Raw genomic sequence first — 14,549 nt, 5'->3', positions numbered from 1 at the left:
GCGACTACCGGTACATGGGGTGTGAGCAGTGGCGGGAGGTCCTGTCCGCGCAGTTGGACGGGGAGGAGACTGCCGCCGAACTGACGGCGGTGCAGGGGCACCTCGACGGGTGCGCCGAATGCCGGGCCTGGTTCACGGCGGCGGCCGCCGTGACCCGCCGGGTTCGTACCCGGTTGGTCACCGAGGTGCCCGACCGGACCGAGGCGATCCTGGCCGCCACCATTGCGGGCCCGGCCCGCCGGTCGTGGTGGCGGCGCATGGCCGGGCGTGGCCCGCTGGTCGCCGGGCTGCGGGCGGCGCTCGGGCTGCTCGGCGCGGTGCAACTGGTGCTCGGCCTGGCCCAGGTGGGCCGGGGCGCGGCCGCCGACCACCTGCACCCCACCGGCCAGCACCTGTGGCACGAGTCGGCCGCGTGGAACGTGGCCGTGGGTGCCGGCTTCCTCTTCGTGGCGGTGCGCCGCAGCCCGCCCGCCGGGCTGCTACCGATGCTCAGCGCATTCGTCGGCACGTTGCTGCTGCTCTCGGTCAACGACCTGGTTACCGGGTCGGTGGGCGGCGAACGGCTGGTCAGCCACGGCTTCCTGGTGGTCGGCTACCTGATCACTGTGCTGCTGTCCCGGCCCGGCCTGCGCCCCGGTGGACCCGCGCCGCAGCGGCAGTCGACACCGTCACGGTGGCGATTCCGGGCCGACGAGGTGGACCGGCCACTGCGGGTGGTCCGCTCCGAGGCGTATCCGGCGCAGGCCGCCGACCGCCACGCCGCCCCGGCGGCTCAGGGCGGGCATGCCACGCGTACCGATCAGGCCGGACGCCGCGCCGCCTGATCGCCGGCGGCCCGGCGGACGCTCAGGTCGTCCCGCTGCGGACAAAATCCTCCGGATCACGCAGGTACCGGTCGAGGTCCGGGTCCTCGTGGAGCTCCGTGAAGTCGTCCTGGATCCGCCAGGAGGGCCCGAGTTCCGCCCGGAGGCGACCGAGAGCCTTCCGGACCGCTTCGTTGAACCGGCGGCACTGCGGTTCCCGCCAGGGGCCCGGGTCAGGGGGGTATTCCCAGTTCACGTGGGTGTCGTACTGCGCCACCAATTCGACCAACTCGGCTTGGAGGTCGGGGCTGATCGGCAGCTCCTTCAGATCCACCGCGTATCCCCAGATGGCCTGGTCTTCGGGGCCGACCGTCCATAGGACCGTGCCCGATCCTGCGTCGAAGAAGAACCTTGCGCTGGCCATCCACCGTTCCTGACGTGTCGTGTCGGCCGATTCGAGTCGTCGGTCTGGCACGGATAGCTCAATCCGTCTGCCGCCTGCGCGCACGGTGGGCGCGCAGGTTGGTCGGGTGACCGCAGACGCGTACGGAGTGCCAAACTCCGCTGTTGTTGCGCGAACGATCGTAGAACGCCACCCCGCAGCGGGGGTTGCGGCAGGTCTTGATCCGGCGCCCGACGTCGGCGAGTTGCGCCTCGAACAGCGCCGCGAGGACGAGCGAGATCAGCAGATCGGCCCCGGACCCGGTGGGATCCAGGTGGACGGATCCGTTCCGGTCGAGCCGGAGCGCGGCACCCGCGGTACGCAGCGCGGTCGGGGTCCGGTCCTCGGCGGCGGGGTGCCCGGATTCCAGCGTGCCGTGGATCCGGGCATGGATCTCTTCCCGTAGATCGTCGCGAAGGCCCCGCAGCGCGTGGATCCCCGCGGAGTCGAGCGCGATCTCGGGTACCGGCCGCCCGGTGGTCATCGACCACCGGGCAGCGGCATCGCGTGCCCACGCCGTGGCGCTGGTCAGATCGTCAAGAAGGTCCGGCTGCCGTGGCACGCCGGCCGAGATCGTGTTGAGCAGATCCTGGACGAGCCCGAGGCCGCCCGGAGCATGGTCGATCTCGTACCTCGCGGTGGCCATCCACGGCGCGGGGTCGGATACCACGGACATGATCAGGTCACTTCCCGAGCAGGGCGAGCGCCCCGTACCAGACCGGCCCCGGGTTCACCCAGTCTGGGTAGAGCCGCATCATCTCGTCGAAGAACTCGCGGGCGGTCGGCTTCTCGGCCAGCAGCCGCTCCACGTTCAACAGGTACTTCCGGGTCTGGTCGATGCTCGCCGGGTCGTCGGGGCGGTCCCGATTCTTGTGGCCGGCGACAACCGCGCGGGGCGCGAGTGCTTCGACGCGGTCGAGGGCTTTGAGCCACTCCCGCAGGCCCCCGTTGACGGTCTCCACGATGTACTGGTGAACGCCGTTGTAGACGACGTCACCGGCCACTACGAGGCCGATCGATGGCACGTGCAGGACGGTGGTCTGGTCAGTGTCGGTGTGCCCGGTCTCGACCGCCTGGATGAGATTGCCCTCAAGCAGGAATCCGTCGGTCGGCACGGGCACCGCGACGACCGGCGTTTCCGGAATCAGGCCAGGGAAAACCCGGTCGAACAACTCGCTCCGCCCGACGGTGGCCTGCTGGTGCATGACCTCGATGGTGCCGGGCGTCGCGTAGGTGACGGCACCGGGGAAGCGCTTGACCAGTTCGCCGGCGCCGAACCAGTGGTCGCCGTGCCCGTGGGTGGCGTAGATGTACGTCAGCCGCTTGCCCGACTGTGCGATCCAGTCACCCACCTTCGAGATCTGCTCGTGAGTGAACGGCGGGTCCACGAGGAGCGCCTCCTCGGCCCCGAAGATCAGCGTGGACGCTGTGGGATTCCAGTTGATCCGCGATCCGTCCGGCATGCGCTGTTCGCCCGCTCGAACCGGACCATCAGAGACGAAAACCTCGTAGGACAGGGCAGATGTGGCCACGTCTCCTCCTCGGTGACGAGATGAACCGCGTGTCACGGGTACTCGTCGTTCCCCCCGGCCGCTGAAATAACCATAATGCTTATGCCTATTTCAAAGGCTCCGTCGCCCCCATGGCCTGGGTCACACACGGAGGCGCTGGCGGGGTCGGACCATTGCCGGTGATGACCTGCGGGATGACCTGCTCGACGATGGTCAACAGCGTGGTGGTGAGCAGCAGATGCACCTGGGCGCGGGTCAACGCGTCGCGCTGGAGCCACTCCCGGGCGGTCGACGTGGCCAGCCCGCCGTACGCCCGGACCATTCCGCGCAACTCCTCGCGGTGCTCCGCCTCGCCGGCCAGCCCGACGGCGACCAGCATGCGGTCCGCGGCGACCTCCTCGGCCTCGGCGAGCACCCGCTCGACGTCGACGTCGCCGCCCATCCCCCGCGCGGTGACGGCGGCCAGCCACGAGGTGCTGTGCCGGGACACCACGTCGAGGAACCAGGTGACGCTGGCGTCGACCCGGCTCCGCAGGTCACCCTTGGGCAACCGCTCCAGGGCGACCTCCGGGATGGTCACCATGACCCGGACGACCTCCAGGTAGAGGTCCTTCTTGGCACCGAAGTAGTGGTTGACCAGGCCCCGAGCGACTCCCGCCTCCCGCGCGACGTCGGTGGTCGACACCTCCGCGTACGGGCGTTCGCCGAACAGCCGGACCGCACAGGCCAGGATCTGCCCGCGCCGGGCGTCCGGCTCCAGGCGGCGGCGGCGAGGAGCCGTCTCGACACTCATCTGCCCGACCCTATCGGCAGTTCACGGGCCAACCGCTTGATCAACTCGGTTTCCCTTGACATCGGGGTATCCGGCGCCGGGGAAGGCCCCACTTCCAGGAAACGGAGTCGATCAACGCTGGGCCTCGGCATGCGGCGCGGCCGAGCAGCACCCTCGCCCGTCCAGTGGGGCTTATTGAAGACAGGCGGGGGCTGTGCCTCCAGGTCACCGAGAGTCTGGTGCCATCCGCACGAACCTCACGTCCCCGAACTCGAACTCCGCCTGAGCGACAGCCTCCATCTCCGTTGGATGAAACGTGTCCGTCAAGACCACCCAGTCACTCGTGCAGTAGAAGAGGTAGGCATCCGGGCCGTCGTCGTAGCTGGCGATCGCGAGGCGTACGACCAGCTCTGCGAAATCGCGGATGGAGTGGCGCGTCGCACGGGTCGGCAGCTGTCCCGGCTTCAGGTTGGCGAACATGGTGACCCGGGCACCGTCGAGCAGGGCCGGAGGTCTGGCACTCATGGCACGATCCTCGCCCATCAGCACGACCCAGATCGGCCATCATCGACTCAGATTTCTTGAACTCGGGGTGTCCCGCGCTGGGGATAGCGCGACTTCCAGGAATCAGAGTCCGACCCGACAACCCGCACCCGACGGCGATCGAGACTTATTGACATGCCGCCAACAGCGCGCGAGGGTGATGCACATGCCGACGCTCCCGCCCGACGGTCGCCCCTCTCCCTGGCGAGAGCCGGAGCACGACGACCTGGCCGACCTTGCCCGCACCTTCTTCACCAAGGAGGTGTTGCCGCACGCCGACCGCCTGCTGGCGCAGGGCCATCCGGACCGCGAGCACTACCGGCGCGCCGGTGAGCTGGGGCTGCTCGGCCTGTCCGTCCCGGAGGAGTACGGCGGCGGGGGCGGCGGTTTCACCCACGAGGCGGTGCTGCTGCATGAGCAGGCGTACAGCGGGGAGAGCAGCCTCGGGTTGGCCGTCCACAGTGGCATCGTCACCGGTTACCTGGTGGCGTACGGCAGCGAGGAGCAGAAGCGGCGCTGGCTGCCCGGCCTGTGCAGCGGTGAACTGGTCGGCGCGATCGCGATGACCGAGCCGGACGGCGGCTCCGATCTTCAGGCGATGCGTACCCGGGCCGTCCGCGATGGCGACGACTACCTGGTCACCGGCGCGAAGACGTTCATCACCAACGGCGGCCTGGCCGACCTGATCATCGTGGCCGTGAAGACCGACCCCGAGCAGCGGGCGGCCGGCGTCTCGCTGCTCGTCTGCGAGGTCGGCGGCGACCCGGAGGGCTTCCGCCGGGGCCGGCTGCTGTCCAAGATCGGGTTGCACGCCAACGACACCGCCGAGCTGTTCTTCGACGAGTTCCGGGTGCCGGTGGCCAACCTGCTCGGCGGCGCCGAGGGGCTGGGCTTCATCCAGCTCATGCAGCAACTTCCGCAGGAACGACTGGTGATCGGCGTCGGCGCGGTCGCGGCGATGGAACGCGCGGTCGAGCTGACCGTCGCGTACGCCAAGGAGCGCACCGCCTTCGGCAAGACGCTGATGGGCCACCAGAACACCCGGATGGTGCTCGCCGAGTGCGCCACCCGCACCCGCGTCAGCCGGGTCTTCCTGGACGACTGCATCGTCCGGCACACGCGCGGCGACCTGGACGTGGCGACGGCCGCGATGGCGAAGTCGTGGCTCACCGACGGGCAGTGCGAGGTCATCGACCGGTGCCTGCAACTGTTCGGCGGCTACGGCTACACGACGGAGTACCCGATCGCCCGGATGTACGCCGACGCCCGCGTCCAGAAGATCTACGGTGGCACCAACGAGATCATGAAGGAGTTGATCGCCCGTGCCCTCTGAGGCGTACGTGGTCCGTGGCCCACGAGGCCGGGACACCGGCGCGCGGGACGGCGCCAAGCGGATCTTGAGCGTCGCGTGACGGCGTCCGGCGAGCCGGCCGGGTCGGCGCGCGGTGGGCCCCTCGCCGGAGTGCGGGTGGTCGAACTCGCGAGCCTCGCCCCGGCACCGTTCGGCTGCATGGTGCTCGCGGACCTCGGCGCGGACGTGGTGCGGGTCGACCGCCCGGGTAGACCGGGTGCGGGGCGACTGGCCGCGCCGACCGGCGGGCCGTTGCAGCGGGGCCGGCGAGTCACCGCGCTGGACCTGAAGTCCCCGGCCGGGATGGTGGACCTGCTGCGCCTGGTCGAGCGGGCGGACGTACTGGTCGAGGCGTACCGGCCGGGGGTGGCCGAGCGGCTCGGCTTCGGGCCGGAGGTCTGCCGGGCCCGCAACCCCCGGCTGGTGTACGCGCGGATGACCGGCTGGGGTCAGGACGGCCCGCTGGCGGCCCGGGCCGGGCATGACATCGACTACATCGCGGTCGCCGGGGCGTTGGAGCCGCTGGGCCGCGCCGGCGAGCGCCCGTACGCGCCGATGAACCTGCTCGGCGACTTCGGCGGGGGCGGCATGCTGCTCGCCGTCGGCGTGCTGGCGGCACTGCTGGAGCGGGAACGCTCCGGCATCGGCCAGGTGGTCGACGCGGCGATGGTGGACGGCTCGGCGCTGCTCACCTCATTCCTGCACGGGCTGCTCAATTCCGGCGCGTGGTCCGCGCCGCGCGGGCGCAACATGTTCGACGGCGGGGCGCCGTTCTACGACACGTACCGGACCGCCGACGGCGGATTCATGGCCGTCGGCGCGATGGAACCGGCCTTCTACGCCGTACTGCTCACCGGCCTCGACCTCGCCGACGACCCGGACCTGCCCGACCAGTACGACCCGAGCGGCTGGGACGAGCTGCGCCACCGGTTCACCGAGCGGTTCGCCGAACGGACCCGGGACGAGTGGACGGCGGTCTTCGCCGACCTGGACGCCTGCGTCGCGCCGGTGCTCGCCCCCGGCGAGGCGCACCAGCACCCGCACAACGCCGCCCGGGACACCTTCGTCGAGGTGGGCGGCGAGATCCAGCCGGCTCCGGCGCCCCGCTTCGACCGAACACCCGCGGCCAAGCCCGCCCCGGCGCCGCACCCGGAGCGGGACGTCCTGCCGGTCGAGGAAATCCTCAGCGTTTGGCCACAACGCACCTGACCCACCCCACCCCCGCGTTGATCAAGAGGTTTGCGTCAAGGGACCGTCCCCGGGTGACGCAAACTTCTTGATCAACTGCGAAGGGCGGGAGGGGCGGGGGCGGGATCGGCGGTGGTACCAGGTGGCGAAGAGGGCGATGGCCAGTAGCAGCTCCGCGATGTCACCGCCGTAGTACATGAGTTGGGCGGCGGAGCGGAACGCCGCCGGGTCGGGGTCGGTGAGGCCGGGCGGGAGGGTTCCGGCCTGCGCGTAGAGGTACTTGGCGAGCGCGGAGTGCCCGGCCGCCGCGCCGAGCAGCGCGCCGACCCGTACCGCCAGCCCGGGGCGTCGGGGCGCGGGGTCCGGTCCAGCCAGCGACCAGGCGACCAGGTACCCGGCGGCCACGTAGTGCACGTGCAGAGCGTGGTGCAGGGCGGGTTGGCGTTCCGCCGCCGCGTACAGCGGGGTGAGCAGCACCAGCGCCAACCCACCGGTGCTGAGCAGCGCGGCGGTGACCGGGTGGGAGAGCAGGTGCAGCGGGCGGGCGCGCAGCAGCCGGCCCGCCGCCCGGCGTACCGGCGGTGTGGCGACCCGCAGCAGCAGGGTGACCGGGGCGCCGAGCACCAGCCCGAGCGGGGCCAGCATGCCGAGCAGCAGGTGCTGCGCCATGTGCCCGCGCGGGTCGTCGGGGAGCTGACCCAGCGGCCCGACGGCGACCGCCAGCAGGGCGCAGCCGACCAGCCAGGCAGCCGTGCGCCGGTGGTCCCAACCCCGCGGATCGCGTACGGCGGCCAGCAGATAGCCGCCCGCCAGCACGACAACCGGGAGCAGCGGGAACCAGCCCGGCCCCTCCGCCACATGCCCGCCATGCGCGAGCGCAGGTTGCGCGACCACCGTCACCGGGCGCCGCCGCCCGCCCGGCGGGACCGGGCCGACCACACCACGGCCACACCGGCCAGCAGCAGCACCGCGCCGGCGACGTTCCACACCACGTCGTACGGCACCAGGTGGACGCCGTAACGGATCTGGTGCAGTCGGAGCACCTTGTGGTCGACCAGCCCGTCGAAGAGCTGGAACCCTCCGGCGCCGAGCAGGAAGCCACCCCAGGCCAGCCGGGTCGAGAGGGTGCGCCGCCGGCGCAGGTCGGCGAACCAGAAGAACCCGCCGACCAGGGCGATCACCTCGGCGGCGTGCAGCAGCCCGTCCGAGAGCAGCGCCACCGACGGGGTGGACCGATCGTAGAAGTGGTGCCAGGCCAGTAACTGGTGGAAGACGATCTCATCCACCGCCGCCATGATCGCCACGCCGATCAGGACGCCGACGAGCGTGGAGGAACGGCCGTCCGGGACGTCGACCGTGCGTGTTCTCGGCAGGCTCGAATTGGCCACCACACACCTCGCGTCCACGTCGGGTCAGGGCCGAACTACCCCGAACTGGACGATCCATGCCCGCCGAAGCCACCACGGGACGTCCCGGCTTGCGGCGACATCCCCGTTTCGCGACTCCCGCCCGACTAGCGGCATGATCATGGAGCCTGAAGGCAGCGGAGCTCAAGAAGGCAGCGGAACCCGAGGAGGTGCCTGTGCCGGACGCGGACGAACTCGTCGCCAACGCGCTCGCGGCGGTGCGCGGCACCGACGTACGGCAGGCCGAACGGCAGCTGGACCAACTGATGGTCGGCACCGGCACGGCGGACGGCACCGAAGCGGTCGACGCGGCGCTGCTGCGCCGCCTGGTACGCGGCCTGGGGCGGCTCTGGCCACGCGGCTGGCAGCCGGTCGACGTGGACCGGATCACCGCCCGGCGGCTCGACGCCCGCTCGGCCCGGTTGGTCCGCGATGCCATGGCCGCCCAGCGGCGCGACCAGGCCGAGCCGGTCCCGGCCTGGTGGGACGAGCAGCTGCACGAGTTGGCGGGCACCGCGGGGGATGACGACCGTAGCGTGCTGGCCGGCTGGGCCACCCGGGAAGGGCTCGACCGGGCCGACACGCTCCGCGCCGCCGTCGACGTACTCGCGCTGGTGGAGAGCCTGCCGCCGATCGCGGTGCTGCGCCCGCCACCCGGGTCGAGCGGCGCGGCGACCGCCCGACCGACCGGTACGGCCCGCAGCGGGTCGCCGATGCTGAACCGGGTACGGGCGCTGCTGGCCAAGGCCGAGTCGACGACCTTCCCGGCCGAGGCGGAGGCCCTGACCGGCAAGGCGCAGGAGCTGATCGCCCGGCACAGCATCGACGAGGCGCTGCTGGCCGCCGGATCGGCGAGCGGCGACCTGCCCGGCGGGGTACGCCTGAGCACCGACGCCCCGTACGCGGGCGCGAAGGCGCTGCTGGTGCAGGAGGTGGCGGCGGCGAACCGGTGCGAGGCGGTCTGGTCCGACGACCTGGGTTTCGCCACGGTGCTGGGCTGGCCGGCGGATCTGGTGGCGGTGGAGCTGCTCTACACCTCGCTGCTGGTCCAGGCGACCGCCGCGATGCTGCGGGGGCGGGCCGAGCGCCGACCGGGGGCCGGACGGCGGACGAAGGTGTGGGACGAGTCCTTCCTCAACGCGTTCGCGCTGCGGATCGGCGAACGGCTGCGTACGGCCACCGACGCGGCGGACCAGGCGGCGGCCGAGACGGCCGGGCCGGAACGGCTGCTGCCGGTGCTCGCGGCGCGTGGCGAGGCCGTCCGGGAGCGGTTGGACACGCTCTTCCCCGGCGTCACCCGACACCGACTCAGCGTCCGGGACGCCGAGGGATGGTCGTCCGGTACGTCGGCGGCCGACCGGGCATCCCTGGATGTCGGCGGCGGCGGGAAACCTCGACAGGTGCCCGGCCGACCCGACTCACGCTGATCCGTCCGGCGTGGGAGCGCCGCCGACGGAACTTTCTGCGATGTTCTTCGGGACGCGGGTAGGGAAACGGGGCGGCTGCTCCGACCCTCCGCTGAGCCGCGCCCCGACCGGGGTGCGACCAAGGCCCGAGGAGCATCGCCGTGAAGTACATGCTGCTGATCTGGAACCGACCCGGCTTCAACGAGGAGCTGACCGAGCAGGACCGCACCGCCCTCTTCGGCGAGGTCGACAAGATCATGGAGGAGCTGACCGAGACCGGCGAGCTGGTCGGCGGTCAGGCGCTGGCCAACCCGTCGCAGACGTTGACGGTCCGGCTCGTGAACGGCAACACCGAGGTCGTCGACGGGCCGTTCATGGAGAGCAAGGAGCAGTTCGCCGGCTACCTGACCGTCGAGTGCGACACCCCGCAGCGGGCCGCGGAGATCGCCGCCCGCTGGCCGGACGTGCGGCACGGCGGCGCGATGGAGGTCCGCCCGATCATGGACGAGGCCGGGACGGAGATGTGACCGACGACCGGACGGTCGAGGATCTGCTGCGCACGCTCGCGCCGCAGGTCCTCGGCCTGCTGGTCCGTCGGCACGGCCAGTTCGACCGGTGTGAGGACGCGGTCCAGGAGGCACTGCTCGCCGCCGCGACGCAGTGGCCCGGGCAGGGCGTACCGGACAACCCCCGCGCCTGGTTGCTCACCGTGGCCACCCGCCGGCTCACCGACGAGTGGCGCAGCGAGAGCGCTCGCCGGGACCGCGAGGTGGCGGTGGCGCTGCGCGAGCCGGGGTACGCCGGGGTGGCACCGGCAGCCGACACGGAACCGGCCGTCCCGGACGCCGACGACACGCTCACGCTGCTGTTCCTCTGCTGCCACCCGGCGCTGACCCCCTCGGCGCAGGTGACGCTCACGCTGCGTGCGGTCGGCGGTCTCAGCACCGCCCAGATCGCCCGGGCGCACCTGGTGCCGGAGGCGACGATGAGCCAACGGATCCGCCGGGCCAAGCAGCGGATCGAGGCCGCTGGAGCCCGGTTCACCATGCCGGGGCCGGGTGAGCGGGACGAGCGACTGCGAACGGTGCGCCGCGTGCTCTACCTGATCTTCAACGAGGGGTACACCGCGTCGAGCGGGCCGGACCTGCACCGGGCCGAGCTGACCGGCGAGGCGATCCGGCTGGCCCGCATCCTGCACGGGTTGCTGCCCGACGACGGCGAGGTGGCCGGGCTGCTGGCGCTGATGCTGCTCACCGACTCGCACCGGGCGGCTCGGCTCGGCCCGGACGGGGAGCTGGTCCCGCTGGCCGAGCAGGACCGCACACGGTGGGACGCAGCCGCCATCGCGGAGGGAATCGCCCTGATCACCGAGGCGCTGACCTGGTCGCCGCCCGGCCCGTACCAGCTCCAGGCGGCGATCGCCGCGGTGCACGCCGAGGCGCCGACGGCAGCGCAGACGGACTGGCGGCAGATCGTCGCCCTCTACCGGCTGCTGGCCCGAATCGCGCCGAACCCGATGGTCACCCTCAACCAGTCGGTGGCGGTGGCCATGGTGGACGGCCCACGCGCCGGGCTCGCCCTGCTCACACCCTTGGACGCCGACGAGCGCACCGCCGGGCACCACCGGCTTGCCGCCGTCCGGGCCCACCTGCTGGAGCTGGCCGGTGAGGTCGAGGCGGCCCGGGCGGCGTACCTGGCGGCGGCGCGGGGCACCACGAGCCTGCCCGAGCAGCGGTACCTGGAGCTGAGGGCGGCTCGGCTCACGGGGTAACGCCGATCTTGCCATTCTGGCAACAAAGTTTGCGTACTGCTGCCGTCTCGGCCACAGTCGCCGGTGACGCGCGAAGGAGCAGGTCAGATGGCCGAGCAGCACGAGTTCGACAAGGACTACTGGGAACGGCACTGGCATCAGGCGCACGGGAACAGAGCGGGGGCCGGAAGCCCACCGCACCCGTATCTGGCCCACGAGACGAGCGGCCTGGCACCGGGGACGGCACTGGATGCCGGGTGCGGCACCGGCGCCGAGGCGGTCTGGCTCGCCTCCCACGGCTGGCAGGTCACCGCGGTCGACATCGCCTCCGAAGCCCTCGCCCGCGCCGCCGACCGCGCCACGAGCAGCCAGGTGTCCGAGCGCGTGCGGTGGGTGGAAGCGGACCTGACGGTCTGGGACCCCGGTGCGCGGTTCGACCTGGTCACGACGCACTACGCGCACCCCGCGATGCCGCAGTTGGCCTTCTACGACCGCATCGCCGCTTGGGTGGAACCCGGCGGCACCCTGCTGATCGTCGGGCATCTGCACGCCCCGGGAGCGACCGGGCACGGTCACCACCCGCCCACCGAGGCATCGGTCACCCTCCCGGACATCACCGCCGGCCTGGACAGCGCCAGCTGGGAGATCACCACCGCGACGGAGCACCAGCGCACGGTGACCGGCCCCGAGGGCCAGGAAAACACGCTGCACGACGTGGTCGTCCGCGCCGCCCGACGCCCCTGATCGACGTCCGAGCCGCACTGGTCGCCTCGATGGCCCACGCCGCCGGCCACCGGGGGAGTCCCCGACGGCCGGCGGCATACGGTCACCCGCCGGGTTGGACGGCCGGGCAGGTGGTGCCCCGGGCGGGCACCACCTGATCGATCAGGTAGGAGTCGAGGGCTCGCCCCACGCACGGGCTGGTGGTGTAGCTGCCGTGCCCCCACCCCTGGTACGTGAGCAGCGCGCCGTGCCGACCCAACTGTCGCGCCACGTTGGTGGCCCAGTTGTACCCGCTCGCCGGGTCGTGCACGGTCGCGGCAAGCAGTAGCGGCACCTCGGTGCGGACCCGCAACCGGTGCTGCGGGTTGGCGACCGGCGTCGGGGTGCCCAGGCAGGTGGCGAGGGCGAACAGGACCGGCGGGTAGCGCAGGTCCGGCGCGAGCCGGGCCATCCGACGTAGGTGTCCGGCGTACTCCTGGTAGTCACGGACGGGCAGGCTCCAGTCCTGGCAGAAGACCGCGAACGGGTACGGGGCCACGGCGTCGCCGGTCGACGTGACGTCGGCCGGAGGTGCCGTGGTCGGCGAGGCGGAGGCGTCCATCCTGGTGATCCAGTCGGCCAGCTCCGGCCACCACCGGGTCTCGTAGAGCTTCTTGTGGGCGAGCCGGCTCAGCTCGAACGGGGCGAGCGCGGCCCCGGCCCGGTCCGGGTCGGTCAGCGTGCCGCGCTCGGCCCGGGCGTGCAGCCCGGCCCAGATCGCGCGGGCGTCCCGACCGTGCAGCGCGCAGTCGGCGGGCCGGGCACACCAGTCCAGGAACTCGTCGAACGCGCCCTCGGCGGTGACGGCCTGGGTGTCGAGGAAGGCGCGAGTGCCGAGGCTGTGATCCATCGGGGCCTCCAGCACCACGGCCCGCACCCGTTCGGGATACAGCTCCGCGTACCGCTCCCCGAGCAGGGTGCCGTACGAGCTGCCGTGGAAGGTCAGCCGTTGCTCGCCGAGCGCGGCGCGGACCGCGTCGAGGTCGCGGGCGGCGCTGGTCGTGTCCACCTGGTCGTAGATCGGGCCGGTACGGGCCCGGCAGTCAGCACGTAGCAGAGCGTTGTCGGCCAGGGTGGCGTCGAACTGCGCCTGGTCGGCGATCACCTGCGGCTGCCGGGCGAGCAGTTCCCTCGAACAGATCACCGGGTTGCTGCGCCCGGTGCCGCGCGGGTCGAAGCTGACGATGTCGAACCGGCGGCGCAGATCGGCGCTGAACCGGGAACTGCCGGTCAGCACCCGGGCGACCCCGCTGTCGCCTGGCCCACCGGGGCCGAACACCAGCGAACCCGTCCGGACTCCCGGGTCGGTGGCGACCCGGCGTGCCAGCGCCAGGTCGAAGCGTTCCCCCCGGGGTCGGTTCCAGTCGACCGGGAGCGAAAGGGTGCCGCACTCGGCGGTGGCGTCCTCGGCGCAGGGGTGCCAGTCGATGGTGGGGCGGGCGGCGGCCGGGCTCGGCGGGGTCAGTCCGGCGGCTGTGAGGGCCAGGGCGACCGCCCAGCCGACGGCGGATTTGCGTACGCGCAGCATGAGGTGCTGTCCTCTCCGGGAAGGAGCGTTGCCGGTGAACCTCGCCTGTTGGGCGAGGTGATGCTGCTTCCACCCGGGCCGTCGAGTAGCCGCTCGGCGGCCCGGGGCCTTTTCGTCGAGAGGTCAGTCGACCTCGCGCAGGACGCGTTCGAGGGTCGTCATCCGCGTTTCCATTCCGCCCAGCCGACCGTCCATCGCCGCGAGCAGTCGGGCGTTCTCCTCCTGGGCCTGGGTGGCCGTCTCGGCGAGCCGGCGGTAGTCGTCCGCGCGGGCCGATTCGAGCCGGGCCCGCCGGGTCTTGGCCAGCTGGACGACGGTCACCGTGAACACGCTGATCAGCAGGGCGAAGATGCCGATCGCGCCGACCACCTCGGTCCAGTCGTGTTCGCTCATCGCGCCGCTCCTGGTTGCTCGGCCGAGTCGGGCACGGTCAGCGTCTCGACCGCCGCCGCGATGATCTCGGGGGTGAGTGTGAGCACGAACGGCTCCACCTCGTAGTAGTTCATGGCCTTCCCGTCCTCCGACAACTCCAGGCGGGCGGTGACCAGCCCGGCCGCCGCCAACTTCCGTAGGTGGACCTGCAGCAGCGCTCGGCTGATGCCCAGTTGCCGGGCCAGCCCGCTGACGTACGCACGCTCGCGGGCCAGCGCGGCGACGACCCGCAGCCGGTGCGGGTTGGCCAGGGTGGCCAGCACCCGGACCAGGTCGTCGCCGCTCGGCGCTGGAGCGCTGCTCATAACCAGCCCTTGCACATGCCAATAGAAGTTAGCAGGTATCGCCACGCGGAGGCGGTCCCCGGCGACGGAATCAGGGGGTTCTCAGGGTTACCGGCACAGCCCCACAGACAGCACGCCGGGCCGGTGATCGATCACCGGCCCGGCGTGCGGGTTACGTCGTACGTCAGCTCTTGAAGGCGTCCTTGATCTTCTCGCCCGCCTGCTTGAGCTTGGCTCCGGCCTGGTCATTGCGACCCTCGGCCTCGAGCCGCTCGTTGTCGGTGGCCCGCCCGGCGCCTTCCTTCAGCTTGCCGGCCGCGTCCTCGGTGGCGTTGTTGATCTTGTCGTCGAAACCCATTGCCAACCTCCAT

At 71.9% G+C, this 14,549-nt stretch carries 18 protein-coding genes; 7 read left to right on the top strand and 11 right to left on the bottom strand.

Annotation, left to right across the window (positions count from 1 at the left end):
* Positions 1-14: 14 nt before the first annotated feature.
* The gene (locus ACQEUX_RS30390) at positions 15-824 is read left to right on the top strand and encodes a zf-HC2 domain-containing protein (protein ID WP_433055703.1); all 810 of its coding nucleotides are present in this window, start codon (positions 15-17) and stop codon (positions 822-824) included.
* A 22-nt stretch (positions 825-846) separates the two neighbouring features.
* On the opposite strand, the gene ACQEUX_RS30385 is transcribed toward ACQEUX_RS30390, so the two are convergent.
* From ACQEUX_RS30385 to ACQEUX_RS30365, 5 genes are all read right to left on the bottom strand, one after another.
* Positions 847-1,227, bottom strand: coding sequence for a hypothetical protein (locus ACQEUX_RS30385; protein WP_433055700.1), 381 nt, complete (start codon positions 1,225-1,227; stop codon positions 847-849).
* A gap of 58 nt (positions 1,228-1,285) precedes the next feature.
* Positions 1,286-1,921: a CGNR zinc finger domain-containing protein gene (locus tag ACQEUX_RS30380; RefSeq protein WP_433055697.1), complete on the bottom strand. Its 636-nt coding sequence runs from the start codon at positions 1,919-1,921 to the stop codon at positions 1,286-1,288.
* Between the two features lie 7 nt (positions 1,922-1,928).
* Positions 1,929-2,777: an MBL fold metallo-hydrolase gene (locus ACQEUX_RS30375; RefSeq protein WP_433055694.1), complete on the bottom strand. Its 849-nt coding sequence runs from the start codon at positions 2,775-2,777 to the stop codon at positions 1,929-1,931.
* Between the two features lie 85 nt (positions 2,778-2,862).
* On the bottom strand, positions 2,863-3,549 hold the full coding sequence (locus ACQEUX_RS30370) for a TetR/AcrR family transcriptional regulator (RefSeq protein ID WP_433055691.1): 687 nt from the start codon (positions 3,547-3,549) through the stop codon (positions 2,863-2,865).
* Between the two features lie 204 nt (positions 3,550-3,753).
* The gene (locus ACQEUX_RS30365; protein ID WP_433055688.1) at positions 3,754-4,053 is read right to left on the bottom strand and encodes a hypothetical protein; all 300 of its coding nucleotides are present in this window, start codon (positions 4,051-4,053) and stop codon (positions 3,754-3,756) included.
* 184 nt (positions 4,054-4,237) lie between these two features.
* Here ACQEUX_RS30365 and ACQEUX_RS30360 point away from each other — a divergent pair, with 184 nt between their 5' ends.
* The gene (locus tag ACQEUX_RS30360) at positions 4,238-5,404 is read left to right on the top strand and encodes an acyl-CoA dehydrogenase family protein (protein WP_433055685.1); all 1,167 of its coding nucleotides are present in this window, start codon (positions 4,238-4,240) and stop codon (positions 5,402-5,404) included.
* Between the two features lie 75 nt (positions 5,405-5,479).
* Positions 5,480-6,631, top strand: a complete 1,152-nt coding sequence (locus ACQEUX_RS30355) for a CaiB/BaiF CoA transferase family protein (RefSeq protein ID WP_433055682.1) — start codon at positions 5,480-5,482, stop codon at positions 6,629-6,631.
* 21 nt (positions 6,632-6,652) lie between these two features.
* Here the strand turns inward: ACQEUX_RS30355 and ACQEUX_RS30350 are convergent, their stop codons facing one another.
* Positions 6,653-7,468: a cytochrome c oxidase assembly protein gene (locus ACQEUX_RS30350; protein WP_433055679.1), complete on the bottom strand. Its 816-nt coding sequence runs from the start codon at positions 7,466-7,468 to the stop codon at positions 6,653-6,655.
* Positions 7,469-7,506: 38 nt separating this feature from the next.
* Complete coding sequence (locus tag ACQEUX_RS30345; RefSeq protein ID WP_433055676.1) at positions 7,507-7,998, bottom strand: DUF2243 domain-containing protein; 492 nt, start codon at positions 7,996-7,998, stop codon at positions 7,507-7,509.
* Positions 7,999-8,192: 194 nt separating this feature from the next.
* Between ACQEUX_RS30345 and ACQEUX_RS30340 the strand changes: the two genes are divergently transcribed.
* From ACQEUX_RS30340 to ACQEUX_RS30325, 4 genes are all read left to right on the top strand, one after another.
* Entirely contained in the window at positions 8,193-9,443 is a 1,251-nt protein-coding gene (locus ACQEUX_RS30340; RefSeq protein ID WP_433055673.1) for a DUF2786 domain-containing protein, read from the top strand.
* Positions 9,444-9,592: 149 nt separating this feature from the next.
* A complete protein-coding gene (locus ACQEUX_RS30335; protein WP_433057251.1) occupies positions 9,593-9,949 on the top strand; it encodes a YciI family protein in 357 nt (118 codons plus the stop codon).
* Positions 9,946-11,193, top strand: coding sequence for an RNA polymerase sigma factor (locus ACQEUX_RS30330; protein ID WP_433055670.1), 1,248 nt, complete (start codon positions 9,946-9,948; stop codon positions 11,191-11,193). The genes ACQEUX_RS30335 and ACQEUX_RS30330 overlap by 4 nt, the downstream gene beginning before the upstream one ends.
* 87 nt (positions 11,194-11,280) lie before the next feature.
* Entirely contained in the window at positions 11,281-11,916 is a 636-nt protein-coding gene (locus tag ACQEUX_RS30325; protein ID WP_433055667.1) for a class I SAM-dependent methyltransferase, read from the top strand.
* Positions 11,917-11,998: 82 nt separating this feature from the next.
* On the opposite strand, the gene ACQEUX_RS30320 is transcribed toward ACQEUX_RS30325, so the two are convergent.
* The 4 genes from ACQEUX_RS30320 to ACQEUX_RS30305 form a co-directional block, all read right to left on the bottom strand.
* Positions 11,999-13,462, bottom strand: coding sequence for an alpha/beta hydrolase (locus ACQEUX_RS30320; protein WP_433055664.1), 1,464 nt, complete (start codon positions 13,460-13,462; stop codon positions 11,999-12,001).
* A gap of 123 nt (positions 13,463-13,585) precedes the next feature.
* On the bottom strand, positions 13,586-13,855 hold the full coding sequence (locus tag ACQEUX_RS30315; protein ID WP_433055661.1) for a hypothetical protein: 270 nt from the start codon (positions 13,853-13,855) through the stop codon (positions 13,586-13,588).
* The gene (locus tag ACQEUX_RS30310; RefSeq protein ID WP_433055658.1) at positions 13,852-14,199 is read right to left on the bottom strand and encodes an ArsR/SmtB family transcription factor; all 348 of its coding nucleotides are present in this window, start codon (positions 14,197-14,199) and stop codon (positions 13,852-13,854) included. The genes ACQEUX_RS30315 and ACQEUX_RS30310 overlap by 4 nt, the downstream gene beginning before the upstream one ends.
* Before the next feature lie 163 nt (positions 14,200-14,362).
* Positions 14,363-14,536 carry a CsbD family protein gene (locus ACQEUX_RS30305; protein WP_393102214.1) on the bottom strand — a complete coding sequence of 58 codons (174 nt, stop codon included), beginning with the start codon at positions 14,534-14,536 and terminating at the stop codon, positions 14,363-14,365.
* Positions 14,537-14,549: the final 13 nt, after the last annotated feature.

The sequence above is a fragment of the Micromonospora sp. CA-259024 genome, assembly GCF_050936255.1.
In the GTDB taxonomy this organism is placed as follows: Bacteria; Actinomycetota; Actinomycetes; order Mycobacteriales; family Micromonosporaceae; genus Micromonospora.
The sequence above is the reverse complement of the archived record's forward strand: the minus strand, read 5'-3'. Positions and strand labels throughout refer to the sequence as shown.

Excerpts from the sequence above, each read along its gene's own strand:
- ACQEUX_RS30380 (WP_433055697.1), bottom strand. The coding sequence starts at position 1,921 with ATGTCCGTGGTATCCGACCCCGCGCCGTGGATGGCCACCGCGAGGTAC.
- ACQEUX_RS30385 (WP_433055700.1), bottom strand. The coding sequence starts at position 1,227 with ATGGCCAGCGCAAGGTTCTTCTTCGACGCAGGATCGGGCACGGTCCTA.
- ACQEUX_RS30305 (WP_393102214.1), bottom strand. The coding sequence starts at position 14,536 with ATGGGTTTCGACGACAAGATCAACAACGCCACCGAGGACGCGGCCGGC.
- ACQEUX_RS30370 (WP_433055691.1), bottom strand. The coding sequence starts at position 3,549 with ATGAGTGTCGAGACGGCTCCTCGCCGCCGCCGCCTGGAGCCGGACGCC.
- ACQEUX_RS30310 (WP_433055658.1), bottom strand. The coding sequence starts at position 14,199 with ATGAGCAGCGCTCCAGCGCCGAGCGGCGACGACCTGGTCCGGGTGCTG.
- ACQEUX_RS30360 (WP_433055685.1), top strand. The coding sequence starts at position 4,238 with ATGCCGACGCTCCCGCCCGACGGTCGCCCCTCTCCCTGGCGAGAGCCG.
- ACQEUX_RS30335 (WP_433057251.1), top strand. The coding sequence starts at position 9,593 with ATGCTGCTGATCTGGAACCGACCCGGCTTCAACGAGGAGCTGACCGAG.
- ACQEUX_RS30325 (WP_433055667.1), top strand. The coding sequence starts at position 11,281 with ATGGCCGAGCAGCACGAGTTCGACAAGGACTACTGGGAACGGCACTGG.
- ACQEUX_RS30320 (WP_433055664.1), bottom strand. The coding sequence starts at position 13,462 with ATGCTGCGCGTACGCAAATCCGCCGTCGGCTGGGCGGTCGCCCTGGCC.
- ACQEUX_RS30365 (WP_433055688.1), bottom strand. The coding sequence starts at position 4,053 with ATGAGTGCCAGACCTCCGGCCCTGCTCGACGGTGCCCGGGTCACCATG.
- ACQEUX_RS30315 (WP_433055661.1), bottom strand. The coding sequence starts at position 13,855 with ATGAGCGAACACGACTGGACCGAGGTGGTCGGCGCGATCGGCATCTTC.
- ACQEUX_RS30390 (WP_433055703.1), top strand. The coding sequence starts at position 15 with ATGGGGTGTGAGCAGTGGCGGGAGGTCCTGTCCGCGCAGTTGGACGGG.